This is a genomic window from Acidaminococcus sp. HCP3S3_H5 (genome assembly GCF_052122235.1).
In the GTDB taxonomy this organism is placed as follows: domain Bacteria; phylum Bacillota; class Negativicutes; order Acidaminococcales; family Acidaminococcaceae; genus Acidaminococcus.
The window spans coordinates 67,322-86,792 of the sequence record NZ_JBQKCS010000006.1; the positions used below are offsets into that span (position 1 = coordinate 67,322).

The window sequence follows — 19,471 nt, forward strand, 5'->3', positions numbered from 1 at the left end:
CTTCCTGCGTTGACTTTATGTGATACGAAATATATAATGAATCTATTGCACAGACAAAAACCACTGTAATACTCATATGTTACTGAATCCAGAGAACTTATGCAAGGTGTTTCAGACGGGTTTTCTTTTTTAGGAGGTATGTTCATGTTCAAGGAAAAGTACGAGCCACACGAGATCGAAGCCCGGTGGCAGAAGTATTGGGAAGACAACAAGACCTACCAGGTCAGCAATGAGGATCCCCGGCCCAAATCCTATGTGCTGGAAATGTTCCCGTATCCCTCCGGGAACCTGCACATGGGCCATGTGCGGAACTATTCCATCGGGGACGTGGTGGCCCGGTTCCGGACCATGCGGGGCTTCAATGTGCTCCATCCCATCGGCTTCGACTCTTTTGGCATGCCTGCGGAAAATGCCGCCATCAAACACAAGATTCCCCCTGCCAAATGGACCATGGAAAACATCGCCAACATGACCCGGCAGCTGAAGGAACTGGGACTGTCCTATGACTGGGACCGGAAAGTGGTCACCTGCAAGGAAGAGTACTACAAATGGACCCAGTGGTTCTTTGAACTGATGTACAAACGGGGCCTGGCTGTGAAGAAGGAAGCCTCCGTGAACTGGTGCGACACCTGCGGCACCGTACTGGCCAACGAACAGGTGGAAGACGGCAAATGCTGGCGCTGCCATCAGCCGGTGGAAAAGAAACAGCTGAGCCAGTGGTTCTTCAAGATCACCGACTATGCGGAACAGCTGCTGGACGACCTGGACAAACTGCCGGGCTGGCCGGACCGGGTGAAGACCATGCAGCGGAACTGGATCGGCCGCAGCGAAGGTCTGGAATTCGGCTTTGAAGTTCCCAGCCTCCACAAGAAACTGAATGTGTACACCACCCGTCCGGATACCATCTACGGGGTCACTTTTGTGGTGATCCCTCCGGAACATCCCATGGTGGAAGAACTGCTGAAGGACAATCCCCGGAAAGCGGAACTGGAAGCCTTCTGCAACAAAGTGAAGAACACCTCCGATATTGAACGGACCTCCAGTGAATCGGAAAAACTGGGCATGTACACCGGAGTGGACTGCATCCATCCTCTCACCGGGGAAAAAGTCCAGATCTGGATCACCAACTATGTACTGGTGGACTACGGTACCGGCGCCGTTATGGGGGTGCCCACCGGGGACCATCGTGACTGGATGTTTGCCACCAAATACGGCATCAAGAAGATCCTCACCCTCCAGCCCAAGGACAAGGAACTGAAGCTGGAAGAAATGACCGATGCCTATGAGGACAAAGACGGGGTACTGGTGAATGCCGGTCCCTTCACAGGCATGGAAATGCACAAGGCCATGAAGGCCATCATTGACTATATGGAAGAAAAAGGCCTGGGGAAACGGCGGATCAACTACCGTCTCCGGGACTGGCTGATCAGCCGTCAGCGGTACTGGGGCTGTCCCATTCCGGTGGTGTACTGCCCGCACTGCGGAGAAGTGCTGGTGCCGGAAAAAGACCTGCCGGTGAAGCTGCCTCTGGACGTGAAGTTCGACGCCGGTGCCTCTTCTCCCCTGGCTACCAGTGAACAGTTCGTCAACTGCACCTGTCCCAAATGCGGGGGTCCGGCCAAACGGGAACTGGACACCATGGATACCTTCCTGTGCTCTTCCTGGTACTACCTGCGCTACACTGATCCCCACAATGACAAGGCTCCCTTCAGCGAAGAAGCCGTAAATCACTGGATGCCGGTGGATCAGTACATCGGGGGCATCGAACACGCCATCCTGCACCTGCTGTATTCCCGGTTCTTCATGAAGGTGCTCCACGACGCCGGCCTGGTAAAAGCGGACGAACCCTTCACCAACCTGCTGACCCAGGGCATGGTGATCAAGGACGGGGCCAAAATGTCCAAATCCCTGGGGAACGTGGTGTCTCCGGAAGAAATCGTCGGGAAGTTCGGGGCCGATACCGCCCGTCTCTTCATTATGTTCGCCGCTCCTGTGGAACGGGAACTGGAATGGAGCGACCAGGGAGTGGAAGGGTCCTTCCGGTTCCTGAACCGGGTATGGCGGATCGTGTACTACTTCAAGGATGTGCTGGCCCGGAAGGTCACCTCCTATGATACCGCCCACCTGAACGAAGCGGACGAAGAACTGCGGCACATCCTCCATGTGAGCATCAAGAAGGTCACCGAGGACATTGACAACCGGTTCAACTTCAACACTGCCATTTCCACCCTGATGGAACTGGTGAATGCCCTGTATGCGTACCGGGAAAAGGCCAAACCGGTGAACGACGGTCTGGTGTACGAAGCCATTTCCAAGCTGCTGCTGATGCTGGCGCCCTTTACGCCCCACATCACCGAAGAACTGTGGCATGACGCCATGGGCAGCGAAAACAGCATCCACAAGGAACCCTGGCCCACCTACGACCCGGAAGCCATCAAAGTGGAACAGGTGGAAGTGCTGATCCAGGTCAACGGGAAACCCAAGGCACGGATCATGACCGCACCGGAAATCAGCAAAGAGGACCTGGGGAACCTGGCCCTGGAACAGGAAGAAGTCAAAGCCGCCATCGGAGACAAGAAAGTGATGAAAGTCATCGCCGTCCCCGGCCGGCTGGTGAATATTGTAGCGAAGTAAAAAAAGGGGCTGTTGCGCAAGCAACAGCCCCTTGTCAACTGTCAGCTGCCGAAGGAATCCAACCGCCGCAGCGCTTGGACACGAATGGAAACGCCGCTGAAGCGGCTAACCCACCACCAGCCTTACGGCTGGTCCCCCGCCCTTGAAAAGGGGCGGATAGTGACACTGGTGCTCAGCCCGCGTGTCACGGGAGCAATGGGCGCCAGCCCGAGCCTGTATCCGCCCTTTTCAAGGGCGGGGGTATCCATGCGCAGCATGGGTGGTGGGTTAGCCGCCGCAGGCTGCGTTTCCATTCAAAATCAATTTGCAGAATTGATTTCCTTCGGCTGCTGACAACTGACCGTTGACAAGGTGCTGCTGGGAAAGCAGCACCTTTATCAGAATATTACTTGTTTTAAAATGGGAAAAGTTCTCCTGCGGTATTGCGGAAAAAAGTGATATAATAGAAGCTGTGAAAAGGGGCGCTCTGCGCCAGCCTTTTAATATTTGGGTAGGAGTGATATGGAATGGCATTTATGGACGAACTGAAGGCTCGTGTTAAACCTGCACAAAAGGTGATTGTGCTGCCGGAAAACGACAGTGACAGAGCTCTGAAAGCTGCTGCTATCGTTACGAAGGAAGGGTTTGCTAAAATCGTGCTGGTAGGGGATCCCGCCAAACTGCAGAAAGATGCAGAACGTCTGGGCATCAGCTTTGACGGCGTAAAGATCGTCAACCCTGCAACCTATGAAAAAATGGACGAACTGTGCGCTTACTTCGCAGAACGGAGAAAGAAAAAGGGCATGACCGTGGAAAAAGCACGGGAAATCATGCTGAAAGATACCACCTTCTTTGGTGCCGGCCTTCTGGCCATGGGCGATGCTGACGGCGTTGTTTCCGGTTCCACCCGGACTTCCGCTGACACCATCAAAGCCGGCCTGCAGGTTGTGGGCGTAAAACCCGGCAACAAGACCGTATGCAGCGGTTTCATTGTGCTCAGCGACAAAGAAAACCTGGGCGACCACGGCAAACTGGTCTTCGGGGACTGCGGCGTTATCATCGATCCCACTGCTGAACAGCTGGCCGATATCGCTGTAAGCTGCGCTGAACGGGCCAAGACCACCCTGGAAATCGCAGAACCGAAAGTGGCTCTGCTGTGCTACTCCACCAAAGGCTCCGGCTCCGGTGAAGAAGTTGACAAAGTGAAGGAAGCTGTTGAAATCCTGAAATCCCGGAACGTGGACTTCGCTTTCGACGGTGAACTCCAGGCTGATGCTGCCCTGGTTCCTGAAGTTGGGGAACGGAAGGCTCCTGGCTCCAAAGTGGCCGGCCATGCCAACGTGCTGATCTTCCCGAACCTGTGCGCTGCCAACATCGGTTACAAACTGGTTGAACGGTTCAGCGGTGCCACCTGCCTTGGGCCTCTGGTACAGGGCCTGGCCAAACCGGTTCTGGACCTGAGCCGCGGCTGCTCCACCCAGGACGTAGTAGACGTAGTGGCTGTCTGCGCCAGCGACGCCATTGCTGCTGAAGGGAAATAAAAAGTATAAAAAAAGCTGTTGCGAGAGCAACAGCTTTTTTTTGTGAAGGTCTCGGGTCGTGACCCGCGGTCCGAGACCGGAGGTGTGAATTCTTTCACACCTCCTTTTTTATTTCCTGTACGCCAGCGCCAGATCTGCGCTGGAGAACTGGGTACCTTCCAGGTTGGCGTGGCTCAGGTCCGCATCGTCCAGGTTGGCGTTGGTGAGCACTGCTTTGCTCAGGTTGCTCCCTTCCAGGGTGGAGCTCATGAGATTGGCGTTCTTGAAATTGGCTTCCGGCAGGCTGGCCTTCCGGAGCCGGGCGTTGTACAGGTTGGCGGAGGTGAAGTTGGCTCCCCGGAGCTGGGTCCCGAACAGCCAGCTCCGGGCCAGGTTGGCGGAAAAGAAGTTGGCCATGGCTCCGTTGGCATAGTCGAAATTGCTTTCCCGCAGGTCCGCCGTGTACAGGTTGGCGAAGGTCAAAAGAGCATGGGAAAAGCTGGTCCGGTAGGCGGTGACCCCCACCAGGGAACTCCGGTTCAGCACCGTATGGGAAAAATTGGCGTTGGACAGGTCCGCCCCTTCCAGGTCGGAACCAGCCATATAGGCATTCCGCAGATTGGCTTTCTGGAGATTGGCTTCCTTCAGGTTGGCGTTTTCCAAAATGGCGCTGGTCATATTGGCATAGCTGAGATCCGCCCCCTGGAGATTGGCTCCCGTAAGATCCGCATCCCGGAGATAAGCGCCCCGGAGATCCCCGCCGGGGCAGGAACGGGTGGCCAGCAGCTGATCCACATCACTCTGCCGGTAGGCGGAAACCGGCAGGGCAGCGGTCAGGGCCAGCAGGGCTGTGAGAAAAACTTTTTTTCCAAACATGGTCTTACTCCTCCTCCAGGATGGCCATCAGGTCTTTGGGGTCTTCCGGCAGTTCCGGGATGATCTTCCAGGGGTGATAAGCTTCCAGCCGGTCCGGTTTGTAGGCGGAGCCTTTCAGTACAATCAGGCTCCGGACCCCGATGGCCTGGGCGCAGGTAATGTCGTGGGGAGTATCCCCGATGACCACCAGCTGGTCCCGGGTGGCTGCCGGATCCGTTTTCCGCACTTTGTCCCACAGGGCCTGGGACAGGTCGTCCCGGAGCTCGCTGATTTCCCCGAAGGCACTGCGGCTGTAGTCGAATTCCTCTTCAATGCCGAAATACCGGAGCTTGGCATGGGCGGCTACTTCGCAGTTGCCGGTGAGCAGCAGGCTGGTGGTGTCCGGGTTTTCCCGGAGCCAGTCCAGGGTGGTCTGTACATGGGGCAGGAGATGGCCTTTTTTGGCCACCAGGGAGGCCGGGAGTTTTTTTCCGTAGGCCTGGAGCATCCGGGTCACTTCGTCCGGGGTACAGTGGCCCTGGATCCCTTCGATGGCCTTCCGGGCAATATAGGTGTCCGTCCGGCCGGCCATGCCGTAGGTGAATTCAAAATTGTCCAGACCGTACAGGTCGTTGATGGTGGACTTCATGGCAGCCACCCCGGCGTAGTTGGTGAGCAGCAGGGTGCCGTCAATGTCCCAGCAGATATATTTCATGGTTCATTCTTCCTTTGATTGTCAAAAACAAGAGGCGCCGCAGCAGAGCCTCTTGTTCTTTGTCTTATTCCTTGTCTTTTTTCCAGGTCATGAATTTCTTCAGTTTGGCGCCTGCGTTCTTGGCCCGGCGCATGGTCTTCACCATCTTTTTCCGCTGAGGCTTCATGTCTTTGATGGAACCGTAGTCCCCCCGTTTCAGGGTGGTGAGTTTGGACTGGTCAGGACCGAATTCCTGCCGCAGGAATACAGCCACCTGTTCCGGATTGGCCGCGCTTTCCAGGGTGAATACATCCGCCTCCACATACCCGTAGGTGGGGAAGACATGGAGGAAAAGATGGCCGTTGGTACACAGCATGACGAAACAGAAATCGTCTCCTTCATCATTTTCTGTGGAATACAGGGCCAGTTCCTTCAGACAGAACCGTTCGGCGGCTTCTTCCAGAATATCCCGGATCTTTTCTTTGTCGAATACAACTTCTTCTGCACAGCGGTACATGTCCAGCGCTGCCTGTGTGCCTTTTCCAATCACGTGGCGTTCACTTCCTTTGATTTTCTTCGATTTCGTTCAGAATTCAGCTTTCTTATTATACCGTAATTCTCCATGGGCTGTCAAAAAAAACGGAAAACTATGCTATAATGATAGGAACATACGTTCAGAAGGAGCAGCAGGGTATGGCCGAAACCGTTTCCATCGAAATCACCATTAAAAATATCGTCTTCCAGGCAGCTACAGGCACCTTCAGTGTCTTCCGGGGAGAAAATCCGGAAGTGGGGACCATTTCCATTGTTTACAAGGGACAGGCCCCTTATGCCGGAGAACAGGTGCGGCTTACGGGCACCTGGGGGGAACATCCCCGGTTCGGGCGTCAGTTCCAGGCCCAGAGCTGGGAAGCCATCCAGCCCAAGGGGGCGGAAGGCCTGGTGAAGATGCTGGGCAGCGGGGTGCTGAAGGGAGTGGGCCCGGCCATGGCCCAGCGGATCGTGGACAAGTTCGGGGAGGATACCCTGGAGATCCTGGAAAAATTCCCGGAACGGCTCCGGGAGGTCAGCGGCATCGGCAAAAAGAAGGCGGAGGCCATTGTGACTTCCTATGGAGAACTCCGGGAAAACCGGGAACTGGTGTTTTTCCTGGAAAGCCACGGGATCAGCGGCAACTTCGCTCCCCGGATCCAGGCTCTGTACGGGAATACGGCGGTGACCCGGATCAGCAACAACCCCTACTGCCTGGCGGAAGATGTGGACGGGATCGGGTTCCGGACGGCGGACACCCTGGCCCGGAACCTGGGGGTGGATGAACATGACGAGGACCGGATCCGGGCGGGGATCCATTTTACCCTGCTCCAGGGAGCCAACCAGGGCCATACCTGTGTGCCGGATTCCTGGCTGGTGGCCATGGCGGCCAAAGTGCTCCAGGTGGAACCTCTGGAAGTGCGTCAGGTCTTCGACCAGCTGCTCCGGGACAACCTGCTCCGGGTGGAGGACCAGGGGGACCATGTGGACGTGTATCCGGAATACCTGTACCGGGCGGAAGAAGGGGTGGCCCGGCGGCTCCTGGCCCTTCGGGACAATGTGAACGCCCTGTGGAAGGTGGACTACCAGAAGATCATCCGGGAATGGGAACAGGATGAACGGATCCAGCTGGCCCCGGAACAGGCGGAAGCGGTGAAGGCGTCCGTGGACCATGGGGTCTTTGTGCTCACCGGGGGTCCCGGCACCGGGAAAACCACCGTGGTGAAGGGAATCCTGTCGGTGATGGAACAGGCCGGGTGCAAGATCCTGCTGGCAGCGCCTACAGGACGGGCGGCCAAGCGTCTGTCGGAAAGCGCCGGGAAGCCGGCTCTTACGGTCCACCGGCTCTTGGAATACACTCCCAACGGAGAAGGGGATTCCTATTGGGGCCGGGATGAGGACAATCCCCTGGAGGCGGATGCGGTGATTGTGGACGAAGCCTCCATGATGGACATCGTGCTGATGTACAACCTGCTGAAGGCTCTGCCGCTGGGCTGCCGGCTGATCCTGGTGGGGGATGTGGACCAGCTGCCCAGTGTGGGGCCCGGCTCCGTGCTCCAGGACATTATCCGCAGCGGCACCATGCCCATTGTCCGGCTGGAAAACGTGTTCCGTCAGGCGGAACTGAGCCCCATAGTCCGGAATGCCCACCGGATCAACCAGGGGCTGATGCCCCAATGGGAAGGGGAGAAGGATTTCAGCTTCCGGGAATTTGCCACGGAAGAGGAAACCATGCACTATATTGTGGACCTTTATGCCCATCTGGCCCGGACCCAACCCCAGGACAGCCTCCAGGTGCTTACCCCCATGCATAAGAACCTGTGCGGGGTGGAGAACCTGAACAACCTGCTCCAGGCCCGGATGAATCCCCCGGACCCGGAAAAACAGGAGTACCGGGGAAGCTTCCTGCTGCTCCGGGAAGGGGACAAGGTGATGCAGATCCGGAACAATTATGAAAAGAACGTGTTCAACGGGGACATCGGCCGGATCCGGAGCATCCAGGGAGCCTATGTGACCGTGGACTTCCCGGACCGGGCGGAAGGGGAGGCGGTGAACTACGAAGGGGCGGAAATCTCCGATCTGCGGCTGGCCTATGCCATGAGCGTCCACAAAAGCCAGGGCAGCGAATATGCCGTGGTGCTCATGCCATTGGTATTGAGCCACTACATCCTGCTCCAGCGGAACCTGTTCTATACCGCCATCACCCGGGCCAAAAAGCAGGTGTACCTGGCCGGGAGCAAAAAAGCCCTGGCCGCCGCTGTAGGCAATGACCGGACCCGGAAGCGTTACAGTCTCCTGGCGGAACGGCTGAAAAGGTACAGTGAGTGAAGAGGTGCACCATGTTCTCATCCATCCTTGCCCTGCTCCAGTCCCTGTTCTATCCCCACTGCTGTCCCGGCTGCGGGGAGGAGGTCCGGGAACCGGGGGTCCTGTGCGGCCGGTGCCGGGAAGGGGTGTGGCATCCCCGTTCTTTCCATCCCGGGAGTCTGGACTGTCCCCATGTGGACGGGATGTTCTTCCTGTTGGATTACGCCGGGGCCATCCAGAAAACCCTCCAGCAGGCCAAATTTCAGGGGCGGGAGGACCTGCTGCCCCGGCTGGGGGAAGAATGGGCCCGGGGGATCCGCCAGGAGGGGAAATTCTCCTGGGACCTGCCTCCGGAAGTGACCCTGTGTGCCACCGGCATCCCCACGGATCCCCGGCGGCGGAAAAAACGGGGATACGACCTGCCGGAAGAAATCTTCCGGCCCTGGTGCCGGCAGGAAGGGTACCGGTGGGAGACCCTGCTGATCCGGAACCGGAGCACCCGGCCCCAGTACGGCCTGACCCCGGAAGAACGGAAAAAGAACATCAAAGGATGCTTCACCCTGGTCCGGCAGGAAAATCTGCCGGATATCGTGCTGCTCTGCGACGACATCTGCACCACCGGCAGCACCTTGGAAGAAGCCGCCCGGACCCTGAAGCAGGGAGGAGTGAAAAAGGTTTATGCGCTGGCCCTGGCCAGTGGGAATTGATAAAGGAGCTGTTGCCCGTGCAGCAGCTCCTTTTTTATGGTAAGCTATAAGATAGTTCATACTAACGGAAACAGGGGATGTGCTATGGAAAACAACAACCGAAAATCAGGGGCAGGGGTTTCCCGCCAGGGTTCCTGGCTGATGATGCTCCGGTCCCTCCGGGAATTCAAAAAAGATGCTCTGCTGACTCCCATTACCGTCATGGGGGAAGTGGTGTTCGAGGCCCTGATCCCCTATGAAATCGCTCTGCTGGTCAATGAGGTGAAGGCAGGCTGCGGACTGGACCGGATCCTCCACTATGCGGGGATCCTGCTCCTCATGGCTCTGTGCGCCCTAGCCTGCGGCTATGTGGCCGGAATCACCTGCGCCCGGGCTTCCTGCGGTTTTGCTAAGAATCTCCGCCAGGACGTGTTCTATCAGATCCAGGAATTTTCCTTCGGGAATATGGACCGGTTCTCCTCCGCCTCCCTGGTGACCCGCCTCACCACGGACATCCAGAATATCCAGATGGCCTTCATGATGCTGGTGCGCACCGCCTTCCGGGCCCCCTTCAACCTGCTGGCCTCCTTCTTCATGGCCTGGTACATGGGGGGACGGATGGCCCTGTGCTTTCTGGTGGTGATCCCCATTCTGGGCTATGGACTGTATAAAATTGCCGTGCTGTCCGTGGGCCTTTTCCGGAAAGGCTTCCCTCAGTACGATGCCCTGAACTACAAGGTGGAGGAAAACATCAAGGGCATCCGGGTGGTAAAATCCTTTGTCCGGGAAAAAACGGAAATCGCCAAATTCGATGAAACCGCACGGAAGGTCCAGGCCATCTTCACCAAAGGGGAACGGTACGTGGCCCTGAACAACCCGCTCATGCAGATCTGCATTTACGGGGTCATGATTTTCCTTTTGACCCAGGGCTCCCGGCTCATCGTCACCACCCGGGGCCGGCTGCTGGACATTGGCCAGTTTTCCACCCTGCTCACCTACAGCTTCCAGATCCTGGGATCCCTCATGATGCTGTCCATGATCATGGTGATGCTTACCTTTACGGAAGAATCGGTCCAGCGGGTCCGGGAAGTGCTGGAAGAAGCCAGTACCCTCACTTCCCCGGCTGATCCGGTGAAAACCGTCCGGGACGGCTCTGTGGATTTCCAGGGGGTCTCTTTTCAATATGAAGGGAGTACCGGGGAACCGGTGCTCCAGGACATTACCCTGTCCGTTCGGAGCGGGGAAGTGGTGGGAATCGTGGGAGGCACCGGCAGCGGCAAATCCTCCCTGGTCCAGCTGATTCCCCGGCTCTATGATGTGACTGCCGGCTCTGTCCAGGTGGGCGGGGTGGACGTGCGCCGGTACGACTTGGAAACCCTCCGGGAAAACGTGGCCATGGTGCTCCAGAAAAACCTGCTGTTTTCCGGTACGGTGGCGGACAACCTGCGCTGGGGAAATCCCCATGCCACCCAGGCCCAACTGGAAGAAGCCTGCCGGTGGGCCTGTGCGGACGAATTCATCCGGAGGCTGCCCAAAGGATATGACACCTGGATCGAACAGGGGGGCACCAACCTGTCCGGAGGCCAGAAACAGCGGCTGTGCATTGCCCGGGCCCTGTTGAAACGGCCCAGGATCCTGATCCTGGACGACAGCACGTCGGCAGTGGACACCCGGACGGACCGGGCCATCTGGGACGCCCTGGCCACGGCCCTTCCCGGCACCACCACCTTCATCATCGCCCAGCGGCTGTCTTCCGTGGAACGGGCGGACCGGATCCTGGTGCTGGACAAGGGACGGATCCACGGTATGGGTACCCATGGAGAGCTGCTCCGGACCGATGACATCTACCAGGAAATGGCCCGGTCCCAGAATCTGCTGGAAAAAGAAAGGGAAAAGGAGGGGACGCTCCATGGCTGAGAAGAAAAACATCTTCAGCTGGAAAAAAGCCTGGCGGTTCTTCCGGACCCTGTGGGGGTTCTATCCCCGGCTGCTGCCCGGGATCCTGGTGCTGATCTTCATCAATGCGGGAATCCTGTCCCTGCCCGGGATCTTCATGCAGAAGGTGGTGGCCGTGCTGGAAAGGGCCTGGAACCAGCAGCTGCCCTGGGCGGCGGTCCAGCCGGAAATCTACGGCTATGTGCGGATCCTGGCCCTGCTGTACCTGGTGAGCCTTCTGGCCAATGTAACCTACAACCAGCTGCTGGCGGTATTCAACCAGGGGAGTCTGGCCAAATTCCGGGAAAAGCTGTTCACCCATATGGAAACCCTGCCTCTGGGGTATTTCGACCGGCACCAGCGGGGGGACATCATGAGCTATTACACCAACGACGTGGAAGCCCTCCGGCAGATGATTTCCCAGTCTTTTCCCCAGTTATGCGTCACCGCTGTGACGCTGACGGTGCTTTTGGCCATTATGCTGTATTACAGCCTGTGGATGAGCCTTGTGGTGGTGGGAGGCTCCCTCTGGTCCGTGGTCATTACCCGGAAAGTGGGGGGCCGGAGTGCCCGGTATTTCATGGAGCAGCAGCACACCCTGGCGGACTGTGAAGGCTTCATGGAAGAAAGCATCAACGGGGGCAAGGTGATCAAGGTGTTCAACCATGAGAGGGCAGCCCGGGCGGAGTTCGACCGGGTGAACCAGGCTCTTTTTGATGCTTCCTGCAAAGCCAACCAGTATTCCAACACCCTGATGCCCATATTGAACAATGTAAGCTATCTGATCTACATCATCGTGGCGGCCTGCGGAGGCCTGTTCCTGGAAAAACAGGTGCCCAACCTGTCCCTTTCCGGGCTGCCCTTCAGCCTGGCGGTGATGGTGCCCTTTTTGGGCATGAGCCGGCAGTTTGCCACCAACATCCAGATGATCTCCCCCCAGATCAACGCCATGGTCATGGGCATGGCCGGGGCGGAACGGATCTTCGGGCTTTTGGACGAAAAATCGGAACAGGACAGCGGGACCGTGGAACTGCGGCCTCTGGAAGAAGGCACTGGGGTCCGGCACTGGGCCTGGGTGCTGCCGGGAAAAGCGGGAAAGGAAGAACTGCAGCCTCTCCAGGGAGAGGTCCATTTCCGCCATGTGGATTTCGGGTATGAAAAGGGTAAACCCATCCTCCAGGATATTTCCATCGATGCCCTGCCCGGCCAGAAAATCGCCCTGGTAGGGGCCACCGGCGCCGGGAAGACCACCATCACCAACCTGCTCACCCGGTTCTACGACATTGCTTCCGGGTCCATCACCTATGACGGGATCCCTCTGGAACAGATCCGGAAAGGGGCTCTCCGCCGGTCCCTGGGCATGGTGCTCCAGGATACGGTGCTGTTTACCGCCACGGTGCTGGAAAACATCCGGTACGGACGGCTGGACGCCACCGATGAGGAATGTGTGGCGGCGGCCAAAAGGGCCGGAGCGGACGACTTTATCCGGCACCTGCCCCAGGGGTATGCTACAGTGCTGAAAGGGGCCGGTGCCGGGCTCAGCCAGGGCCAGTGCCAGCTGCTGGCCATTGCCCGGGCGGCGGTGGCGGATCCTCCGGTGATGATTTTGGACGAAGCCACCTCCAGCATCGACACCCGGACCGAACAGATTGTCCAGCAGGGGATGGATGCCCTGATGGAAGGGCGGACCGTATTCGTCATCGCCCACCGGCTGTCCACCGTCCGGAACGCTGATCAGATCCTGGTGCTGGATCACGGCAGGATCCGGGAGCAGGGAACCCATGAACAGCTGCTGGCCCAGAAGGGGATGTACTGGCAGCTGTACACGGGAGCGTTTGAGCTGGAATGACAAAAAGGGGACTGTTGCATGTGCAACAGTCCCCTTTTTGGGGCCGCGGCTGAGGCTGTGAATCAATTCACAGCCTCTTTGCACTTCTTTATGAACTTCTCCGGATCCCGGACGTAATCGTACCGGATCGCTTCTTTGCCTTTTCCGATGACCAGGGTGCCGTAGCCGGCTTTCCGGCCCAGGAATCCCTGTTCCATGGTCATCTGGGCGGCCATGTCCAGGGGAATCATATACTGCTTCTTCTTGAATGCTCCTTTGAACAGCACCAGCCGTTTGTTGGTAAGGAGCAGCAGCTGGGATTTATAGTACATGAACCGGAAGCAGAGCCAGATCAGCCCTGCCGGCACGTACAGAATCAGCACCACCAGAGGCCAGAAAAAATACATCAGGGACCGGTCCGCCCGGGCCAGGGGTTTCTCTTCTTCTTCGTCCATGGGCCGGGTTTCCGCCTCTTCTGCCTCATCTTCCGCCGGCAGGTTTGGGGCGGCTGCCTCCTGGGAAGCCTGAGCTTCCGTCTGTTCCGTCTTTTTTTCTTCCGAAGCGTCCGCCGCTGTATCCGGGGACGCCTGGCTGTTTTCCGCTGTTTCGGGATTTTCCTGCGGATTGGGTTCCATAGTGCATCTCTCCTTCATGATTGTCGTCTTCCCCGATTATACCATATCCGCTTTCCCTTGCCACCTTTCTTCTTCCGTACTATACTATTACATGGTTATTTTTGACAATGGGAGGTTTGGTACCTTGGTGAACATACAGAAAAAACTGGCTTTGCTGGTGGCAGGCCTGATATGTGCCTGTACCTTCAGCATCCCCGGGATTTCCGGAGCTGCGGCAGGAGAAACGGCAGGAGCCCCGTCCCTGGTCTTTGACAGCGATCCGGGCAGCGATGATGCCCTGGCCCTGTTTCTGATGAAGCAAAGGCAGGTGGTACCGGATCTGGTGCTGGCTACCTATGGCAATGCCCCGGAAAAGCAGACCAGCAGCAACCTGGTACTGGTCCTGGGGGATCTGGAACTGGATCTGCCGGTATACCACGGGGCGGACCGTCCCTGGAAGGGGAAAAAGCCCAGATACCGGGAACCCGGATTCAACGGGAAGGATGGTCTTTTGGGCCTTTCGGATACTTTCCGGGATAAAAACGAAAAAAACGGCCGGAAACTGGTTCAGCCCGGCAGCCTGGAAGAAGCCCGGGAAAAACTGAAACAGCACCGGCACATCACCTATGTAGCCACCGGCCCTCTGTCCACCCTGGCAGCCCTGGTCCAGGATCCGGACATCAAAAGCCGGATCGACCAAGTGTACATCCTGGGAGGCCAATTGGCGGCTCCGGATCCGGAAACCCCGGGGGAAGCCAACTTCGCCTGGGACCCCAAAGCGGTGAAAATCGTAATGGAAAGCGGTTTGGATATTACCCTGTTCCCGGTGGAACTCACCGGTACCCAGTACATTGAAGAAGAAGAGCTCCAGAATCTGTCCCGGCAGGGTACCTGGCCGGAATTCATGGATCTGATCCGGGCCAACCAGGCTGCCCATGCCAAAGCCGGGGAAGAGAATGCGGCGGTGCTGCCGGCTATTTTCCCGGTGCTCTATCAGCTGGCTCCGGAACAGTTCGCCGTGGAGGACCGGCGGATCACCGTGGACAAGAACGGACAACTCCAGGAAAATCCCCAGGGGACCCTGATCCATGCGGTGTTGGGAGTGAATCCCCGATACCAGTGGAAAGCCCTGGAAAAGAGCTTCGGCCAGTAAACCGTGCCCTGGCCGGAAAAATGTGGTATCATAAAGCAGAGAAAAGGGCCTGCCTTGAGCCGTGGCCTTCTGCAAAGGGGATATGAACATGAAATCTACGCTGCGCCGTACCTGGGCGGAAATCGATCTGGACGCCCTGGCCTACAACTATCATAAAATCCGGGAACACATCGGACCCAAGGTGAAATTCCTGGGAGTGGTGAAGGCGGATGCCTACGGCCACGGAGCCGTCCAGGTGGGGAAACTGCTCCAGTCCCTGGGCGCCAACTATCTGGCGGTGAGCAGCATCGACGAAGCTATGGAACTCCGGTTCAACGGCATCACCATGCCCATCCTGATCCTGGGCCATACCCCCCGGGAACAGGTGGACCGGCTGATCTGCTTCAACATCACCCAGGCGGTGACCTGTGAAGCCAAGGCCCTGGAATACAGTGAAGAAGCCGTGAAGTACGGGGGAACCCTGAAGATCCATGTGAAGGTGGATACGGGCATGTCCCGGCTGGGGTACATCTGCGAGGGAGATTATTTCGAACACGGGGTGGAGGGAATCATCCACGCCTGCAGCCTGCCCGGTCTGGAGCCGGAAGGAATCTTCACCCATTTCGCCGTGGCCGATGAACCGGGAGAAGAGGCCCTGGCCTATACCCGGCACCAGTTCCAACTGTTCAAAAATGTCTGCGACGAAGTGGAAAAACGGACCGGAAAGAAATTCAAAATCCGCCACTGCGCCAATACCGGGGCCACCACCCTGTTCCCCGATACCCATCTGGACATGGTCCGGCCGGGGCTGCTGCTTTACGGCTATGGAGAACACGCCCGGATCCTGGGGCTGAAGCCGGTGATGGCGGTGAAGACCACCATCAGCACCATCAAGATCTATCCCAAAGGGACCAGGATCAGCTACGGAGGCATCTACACCTGTGACAGGACCACCCGGATGGGGGTGGCGCCCATCGGGTACGCCGACGGGTTCATGCGCTGCCTGTCCAACCGGTGCGGTTTCGTGACGGAACAGGGCCTGGCTCCCCAGCGGGGACGGATCTGCATGGATATGTGCATGGTGGACCTGACGGACAAGCCGAAAGTGGACGTGGGCAGCGAACTGGAACTGTTCGGCACCCATCAGTCCCTGGATGAATTGGCCGCTCTGGCCGGCACCATTCCCTACGAAATCACCTGCAACATCAGCAAGCGGGTGCCCCGGGTGTATGTGCAGGACGGGAAAGTAGTGGAAAAAGAATTGATGCTGAGGATGTGAAAAACGGGGCTGTTGCATACGCAACAGCCCCGTTTTCTTACAACAGCGGTACGATTACTCCGCTCCACACCGCCGACAAGGGCATCACCAGGGCCATGGCCGGGATCATATCGGCTATGGGGAAATCTTTCAGCTGGAGCATCCGGAACCCGGTGGCCAGGAGCAGGGTCCCTCCGCAGGCCTTGAAATCTCCGATCATGTCCGGAGTGCAGAAGGGCAGCATGGCATTGGCCAGAACGAACAGGCACAGGAAGATCACCAGCTGGGGCAGGGCGATGAAGCTGACGATGATCCCCAGTTCACAGGCAAAAAGGGCTGCCGTAGGCAAGTCCATGATGGATTTGGCAATGAGGATGCTGTGATCCCCGGCCATGCCGGACACCATGCTGCCGTAGATCCCGGTGCCGCTGGCACAGAACAGCACAATGATGGTGATCAGCCGGCTTTCATATTCTTCCCGGGGAATCAGGCTGTCCCCAGTGGAAGCGGGCAGCACCCGGCTGATCAGTTTTTCCAGGTTCCGGGATCCGTTGACAATCCGGTCCCCCAGGTGGATCCCCAGGCCCACAATGGTGCCGGCAATCACCGCAAACACCACCGCCGGCAGATTCTTCATGAAGGTAATGGAGATGACTCCCATCAAAAGGGCACAGGAGCCGAACACTGTGGTCAGCTTCTCCTTGAAATCCTCCGAAAGCCGCGGCCCCAGGAAATTCCCCAGGATTCCCCCCAGTACCACCGCAGCCACATTCATCAAAACCCCAATTGGCATAACAAATCCCCCTCAAAAGTATGTATCATTACTATTTTACTATAAATTGGGCATGAAAAAAAGGGCTGCACCCAGTGTGCAGCTCTTCTTTCTTATTCTTCCTTCAACGCTTCTTCCACACCTTTGGCCAGTTGATCGGCACAGGAGGTGGCTTTATCCCCGCAGGTGTTGCCTTTCAGCAGTTCCACCGCATGGCGGGCATCGGCGCCTTCCAGCAGTTTGCTGATGGCGGACAGGTTGCCGGGGCAGCCTCCCTGGAAATGGATATTGTGGAGCTTGCCGTCTTCCAGACCGAATTCAATCTGGCGGGCACAGGTTCCCTGGGTCTTTACGGTAAAGTTTTTCATGGGTGTGTACTCCTCAAAAAGATTTATGGGCAAACCGGAGGTCCGGTTGTGCTTTCTTAATGATTGGCAATGGAGGCGAAAAAGGCCTGGACCACATCCGGGTCGAACTGGATCCCGGCCAGATCCCGGATCACCTGGGGGCTTTTGCAGCCGGCGATCTGCCACTGACGGGTGCAGGGATTGCATTTCCGGTCGTAGAAATTGGCCACGGCGATGATCCGGCTGCCGATGGGGATATTGACTCCTTTCAGCCGTTTGGGGTAGCCGCTGCCGTCCCAGTTTTCGTGGTGGTGGAGGATGATCTTCATGATATGGGCAAAGGCCGGGATATTTTCCACCATGCTGGCCCCGGCTTCACAGTGCCGCCGGTAGGCCGCCCGTTCCCGGATATTGAAATAGGGATATTTGGCCAGGATGGTGTTGGGGATGGACAACTGCCCGATATCATGGAGCAGGGCCGCCGTTTTGATGCAGCCGACCTCGTTGAGAGGCAGCCCCATTTTGATGGCCGTGGCAGCCACATAGTTGGCCACCTGCTGGCTGTGGAGAAAGAGCCCGTGGCTTTTCAGTTCCAGCAGTTTCAGGAACCCCTGTACGATTTCCGTGGTGTCGGTATCCGTGGGAAAATCCAGGAATTGGGGAATGGTGATCATGAGAATTCGACCTTTGCTTGAGATTTCTATCCGCTTTCAGTATACACTAAAACCGCTCCTTTGTGAATTTCCGGTTGCCAAAGTTTTCCCCGGCTTTTATAATAGAACAAACAACTCAGGTCTGTGGTTGCAAGTCGATGCCAGTTGCAGGCAAAACGATCCACGTAAGCAATGAAAAGCCATTGTGAGCACGGTGCAGCTTAGAAGTAAGTCCTGCCGCGAAAAGCGAGAGAAGCAGTAGTGGGGAGCATGAGGCTTAGGAGCGAACCTTCCAGCAGGCGGGTGTGGGGGCGAAAACCAGGTCAGCTGAGTTGTTTTTTGTATTTTTATTAAAAAACTGTTGCATAATAATACATAGAGTCGTATAATTAATCCTAATCAAAGCCATACAATACGGAAAGGGCTGAATGAGGGAGGAATAATTATGAAAAAGATTCTAGCTGCGATCTGCCTGTTCGCTGCACTGATGGGAACCCTGGGCTGCGGAGGCAGCCAGACTGCCGGAACCAAGCCGGCGGAGAAGAAGGAACTGATCGTAGGGACGGAACCTTCCTTTGCGCCCTTTGAATTCCCGGACAAACAGAGCGGAGAGCTGACCGGGTTCGATCTGGACCTGATCAAGGCCATGGGGAAAAAGGCCGGGTTTGAGAAAGTCACGGTGAAAGGCATGGGCTTCGATGCCCTGATCCCTGCCCTGGACGCCGGCAACATCGACGTGGCCATTGCGGGCATGAGCATCACCGATGCCCGGAAACAGAAGGTGAACTTCACGGATCCTTACTATGAATCCGGTCTGGCCACCGTGGTCCGGAAGGACAACAACGCCATCAAGAGCCTGGAGGACCTGAAAGGGAAGACCATCGCCGTCCAGCTGGGGACCACCGGGGCTGACGCCGCCGGGAAAATCGAAGGGGCTACGGTAAAGACCTTTGATACCTCCGATACCGCCTGCCTGGAGCTGAAGAACGGGGGAGCCGATGCGGTAATCAGTGACCTGCCGGTGCTCCAGTACTTCCTGAAACAGGGGGGCAGCGAATATGCCAAGATGGTGGGAAAACCCACCAAAGGGGACATGTACGGCATCGCCACCGCCAAAAAGAACAAAGAGCTCAGCGACAAGCTGAACAAAGCTCTGGGAGAACTGAAAAAGAGCGGGGAATATCAGAAAATCTATGACAAGTGGTTTAAGTAAAGGGGTTGCTGCATGAGCAGCACCCCTTTTTTTGGTCGCGGGCTACTGGATAGAACCTGTCCTTCGACCAGGTTCTTCTTATTGTGTATAACCGTAGGGGGCGCAGGCCCGGCGCCCCGCAAAATGCACAGATAATCGATGATTTGGCGGGCTGCCCGGCGTGCAGCCCCTACGGTATCGATTTACACGTTCAAAAATTTGCCTGCAAATTTTTCATTTGGCTCGAGACCCGAGACTGAGCCGCTATGCGGCTCACGAGGCCGGGGTGTTGCACATAACGTGCAACACCCCCTTGTCAGCGGTCAGCGGCCGACGGAAGGCAAATGCCGGGTATTTGCCCTGCCATATCCCCTCTAAAAAAACTGTTGACAGAAACCAGCAAATCGTGTATTATAAACAAGTCAGCTGATTCAAACGGAGTGGTACTCAAGTGGCTGAAGAGGACGGTTTGCTAAATCGTTAGGGGGGTTAAACCCCGCGAGAGTTCGAATCTCTCCCACTCCGCCATTCAAA

General features: G+C 57.1%; 16 protein-coding genes and 1 tRNA gene. 10 read left to right on the forward strand and 7 right to left on the reverse strand.

Annotated features, from left to right (window positions below; translation table 11 throughout):
- The first annotated feature begins 144 nt into the window (after positions 1 to 144).
- Both leuS and pta read left to right on the forward strand, forming a co-directional pair.
- Entirely contained in the window at positions 145 to 2,634 is a 2,490-nt protein-coding gene (gene leuS, locus ACTQY5_RS08320) for a leucine--tRNA ligase (RefSeq protein WP_022486643.1), read from the forward strand.
- A gap of 506 nt (positions 2,635 to 3,140) precedes the next feature.
- Positions 3,141 to 4,154 (forward strand): phosphate acetyltransferase, encoded by a 1,014-nt coding sequence (pta, locus tag ACTQY5_RS08325; RefSeq protein ID WP_022487105.1) that lies wholly within the window; start codon positions 3,141 to 3,143, stop codon positions 4,152 to 4,154.
- 108 nt (positions 4,155 to 4,262) lie between these two features.
- Here pta and ACTQY5_RS08330 read toward each other — a convergent pair whose 3' ends face one another.
- The 3 genes from ACTQY5_RS08330 to speD all read right to left on the reverse strand — a co-directional run bounded on the left by ACTQY5_RS08330 (position 4,263) and on the right by speD (position 6,232).
- Positions 4,263 to 5,009 (reverse strand): pentapeptide repeat-containing protein, encoded by a 747-nt coding sequence (locus ACTQY5_RS08330; RefSeq protein ID WP_154488388.1) that lies wholly within the window; start codon positions 5,007 to 5,009, stop codon positions 4,263 to 4,265.
- Positions 5,010 to 5,013: 4 nt separating this feature from the next.
- The gene (locus ACTQY5_RS08335; protein ID WP_022487103.1) at positions 5,014 to 5,703 is read right to left on the reverse strand and encodes an HAD family hydrolase; all 690 of its coding nucleotides are present in this window, start codon (positions 5,701 to 5,703) and stop codon (positions 5,014 to 5,016) included.
- Positions 5,704 to 5,767: 64 nt separating this feature from the next.
- Entirely contained in the window at positions 5,768 to 6,232 is a 465-nt protein-coding gene (speD, locus tag ACTQY5_RS08340; RefSeq protein WP_022487102.1) for an S-adenosylmethionine decarboxylase, read from the reverse strand.
- A gap of 143 nt (positions 6,233 to 6,375) precedes the next feature.
- On the opposite strand from speD, the gene recD2 reads away from it, so the two are divergent.
- The 4 genes from recD2 (at position 6,376) to ACTQY5_RS08360 (ending at position 12,990) form a co-directional block, all read left to right on the forward strand.
- Complete coding sequence (gene recD2 / locus ACTQY5_RS08345) at positions 6,376 to 8,541, forward strand: SF1B family DNA helicase RecD2 (protein WP_441369065.1); 2,166 nt, start codon at positions 6,376 to 6,378, stop codon at positions 8,539 to 8,541.
- 11 nt (positions 8,542 to 8,552) lie between these two features.
- Positions 8,553 to 9,227: a ComF family protein gene (locus tag ACTQY5_RS08350; RefSeq protein ID WP_022487100.1), complete on the forward strand. Its 675-nt coding sequence runs from the start codon at positions 8,553 to 8,555 to the stop codon at positions 9,225 to 9,227.
- An 84-nt stretch (positions 9,228 to 9,311) separates the two neighbouring features.
- The gene (locus ACTQY5_RS08355) at positions 9,312 to 11,123 is read left to right on the forward strand and encodes an ABC transporter ATP-binding protein (RefSeq protein ID WP_229778496.1); all 1,812 of its coding nucleotides are present in this window, start codon (positions 9,312 to 9,314) and stop codon (positions 11,121 to 11,123) included.
- The gene (locus tag ACTQY5_RS08360; RefSeq protein WP_288310543.1) at positions 11,116 to 12,990 is read left to right on the forward strand and encodes an ABC transporter ATP-binding protein; all 1,875 of its coding nucleotides are present in this window, start codon (positions 11,116 to 11,118) and stop codon (positions 12,988 to 12,990) included. Before ACTQY5_RS08355 ends, ACTQY5_RS08360 begins: the two co-directional genes overlap by 8 nt.
- A 62-nt stretch (positions 12,991 to 13,052) precedes the next feature.
- Here ACTQY5_RS08360 and ACTQY5_RS08365 read toward each other — a convergent pair whose 3' ends face one another.
- Complete coding sequence (locus ACTQY5_RS08365; protein ID WP_022487097.1) at positions 13,053 to 13,604, reverse strand: PH domain-containing protein; 552 nt, start codon at positions 13,602 to 13,604, stop codon at positions 13,053 to 13,055.
- Positions 13,605 to 13,731: 127 nt separating this feature from the next.
- On the opposite strand from ACTQY5_RS08365, the gene ACTQY5_RS08370 reads away from it, so the two are divergent.
- Positions 13,732 to 14,736, forward strand: a complete 1,005-nt coding sequence (locus ACTQY5_RS08370) for a nucleoside hydrolase (RefSeq protein ID WP_441369066.1) — start codon at positions 13,732 to 13,734, stop codon at positions 14,734 to 14,736.
- 88 nt (positions 14,737 to 14,824) lie between these two features.
- On the forward strand, positions 14,825 to 15,994 hold the full coding sequence (gene alr / locus ACTQY5_RS08375; protein ID WP_302575151.1) for an alanine racemase: 1,170 nt from the start codon (positions 14,825 to 14,827) through the stop codon (positions 15,992 to 15,994).
- Between the two features lie 37 nt (positions 15,995 to 16,031).
- On the opposite strand, the gene ACTQY5_RS08380 is transcribed toward alr, so the two are convergent.
- The 3 genes from ACTQY5_RS08380 to ACTQY5_RS08390 all read right to left on the reverse strand — a co-directional run bounded on the left by ACTQY5_RS08380 (position 16,032) and on the right by ACTQY5_RS08390 (position 17,766).
- A complete protein-coding gene (locus tag ACTQY5_RS08380) occupies positions 16,032 to 16,766 on the reverse strand; it encodes a DUF554 domain-containing protein (RefSeq protein ID WP_441369067.1) in 735 nt (244 codons plus the stop codon).
- A 92-nt stretch (positions 16,767 to 16,858) separates the two neighbouring features.
- Complete coding sequence (locus ACTQY5_RS08385; RefSeq protein WP_022487093.1) at positions 16,859 to 17,113, reverse strand: TIGR03905 family TSCPD domain-containing protein; 255 nt, start codon at positions 17,111 to 17,113, stop codon at positions 16,859 to 16,861.
- 56 nt (positions 17,114 to 17,169) lie between these two features.
- Positions 17,170 to 17,766 carry an HD-GYP domain-containing protein gene (locus ACTQY5_RS08390; RefSeq protein WP_441369068.1) on the reverse strand — a complete coding sequence of 199 codons (597 nt, stop codon included), beginning with the start codon at positions 17,764 to 17,766 and terminating at the stop codon, positions 17,170 to 17,172.
- Positions 17,767 to 18,190: 424 nt separating this feature from the next.
- Between ACTQY5_RS08390 and ACTQY5_RS08395 the strand changes: the two genes are divergently transcribed.
- A complete protein-coding gene (locus tag ACTQY5_RS08395) occupies positions 18,191 to 18,958 on the forward strand; it encodes a basic amino acid ABC transporter substrate-binding protein (RefSeq protein WP_022487091.1) in 768 nt (255 codons plus the stop codon).
- 416 nt (positions 18,959 to 19,374) lie between these two features.
- Positions 19,375 to 19,465, forward strand: a tRNA-Ser gene (locus ACTQY5_RS08400).
- Positions 19,466 to 19,471 lie beyond the last annotated feature (6 nt).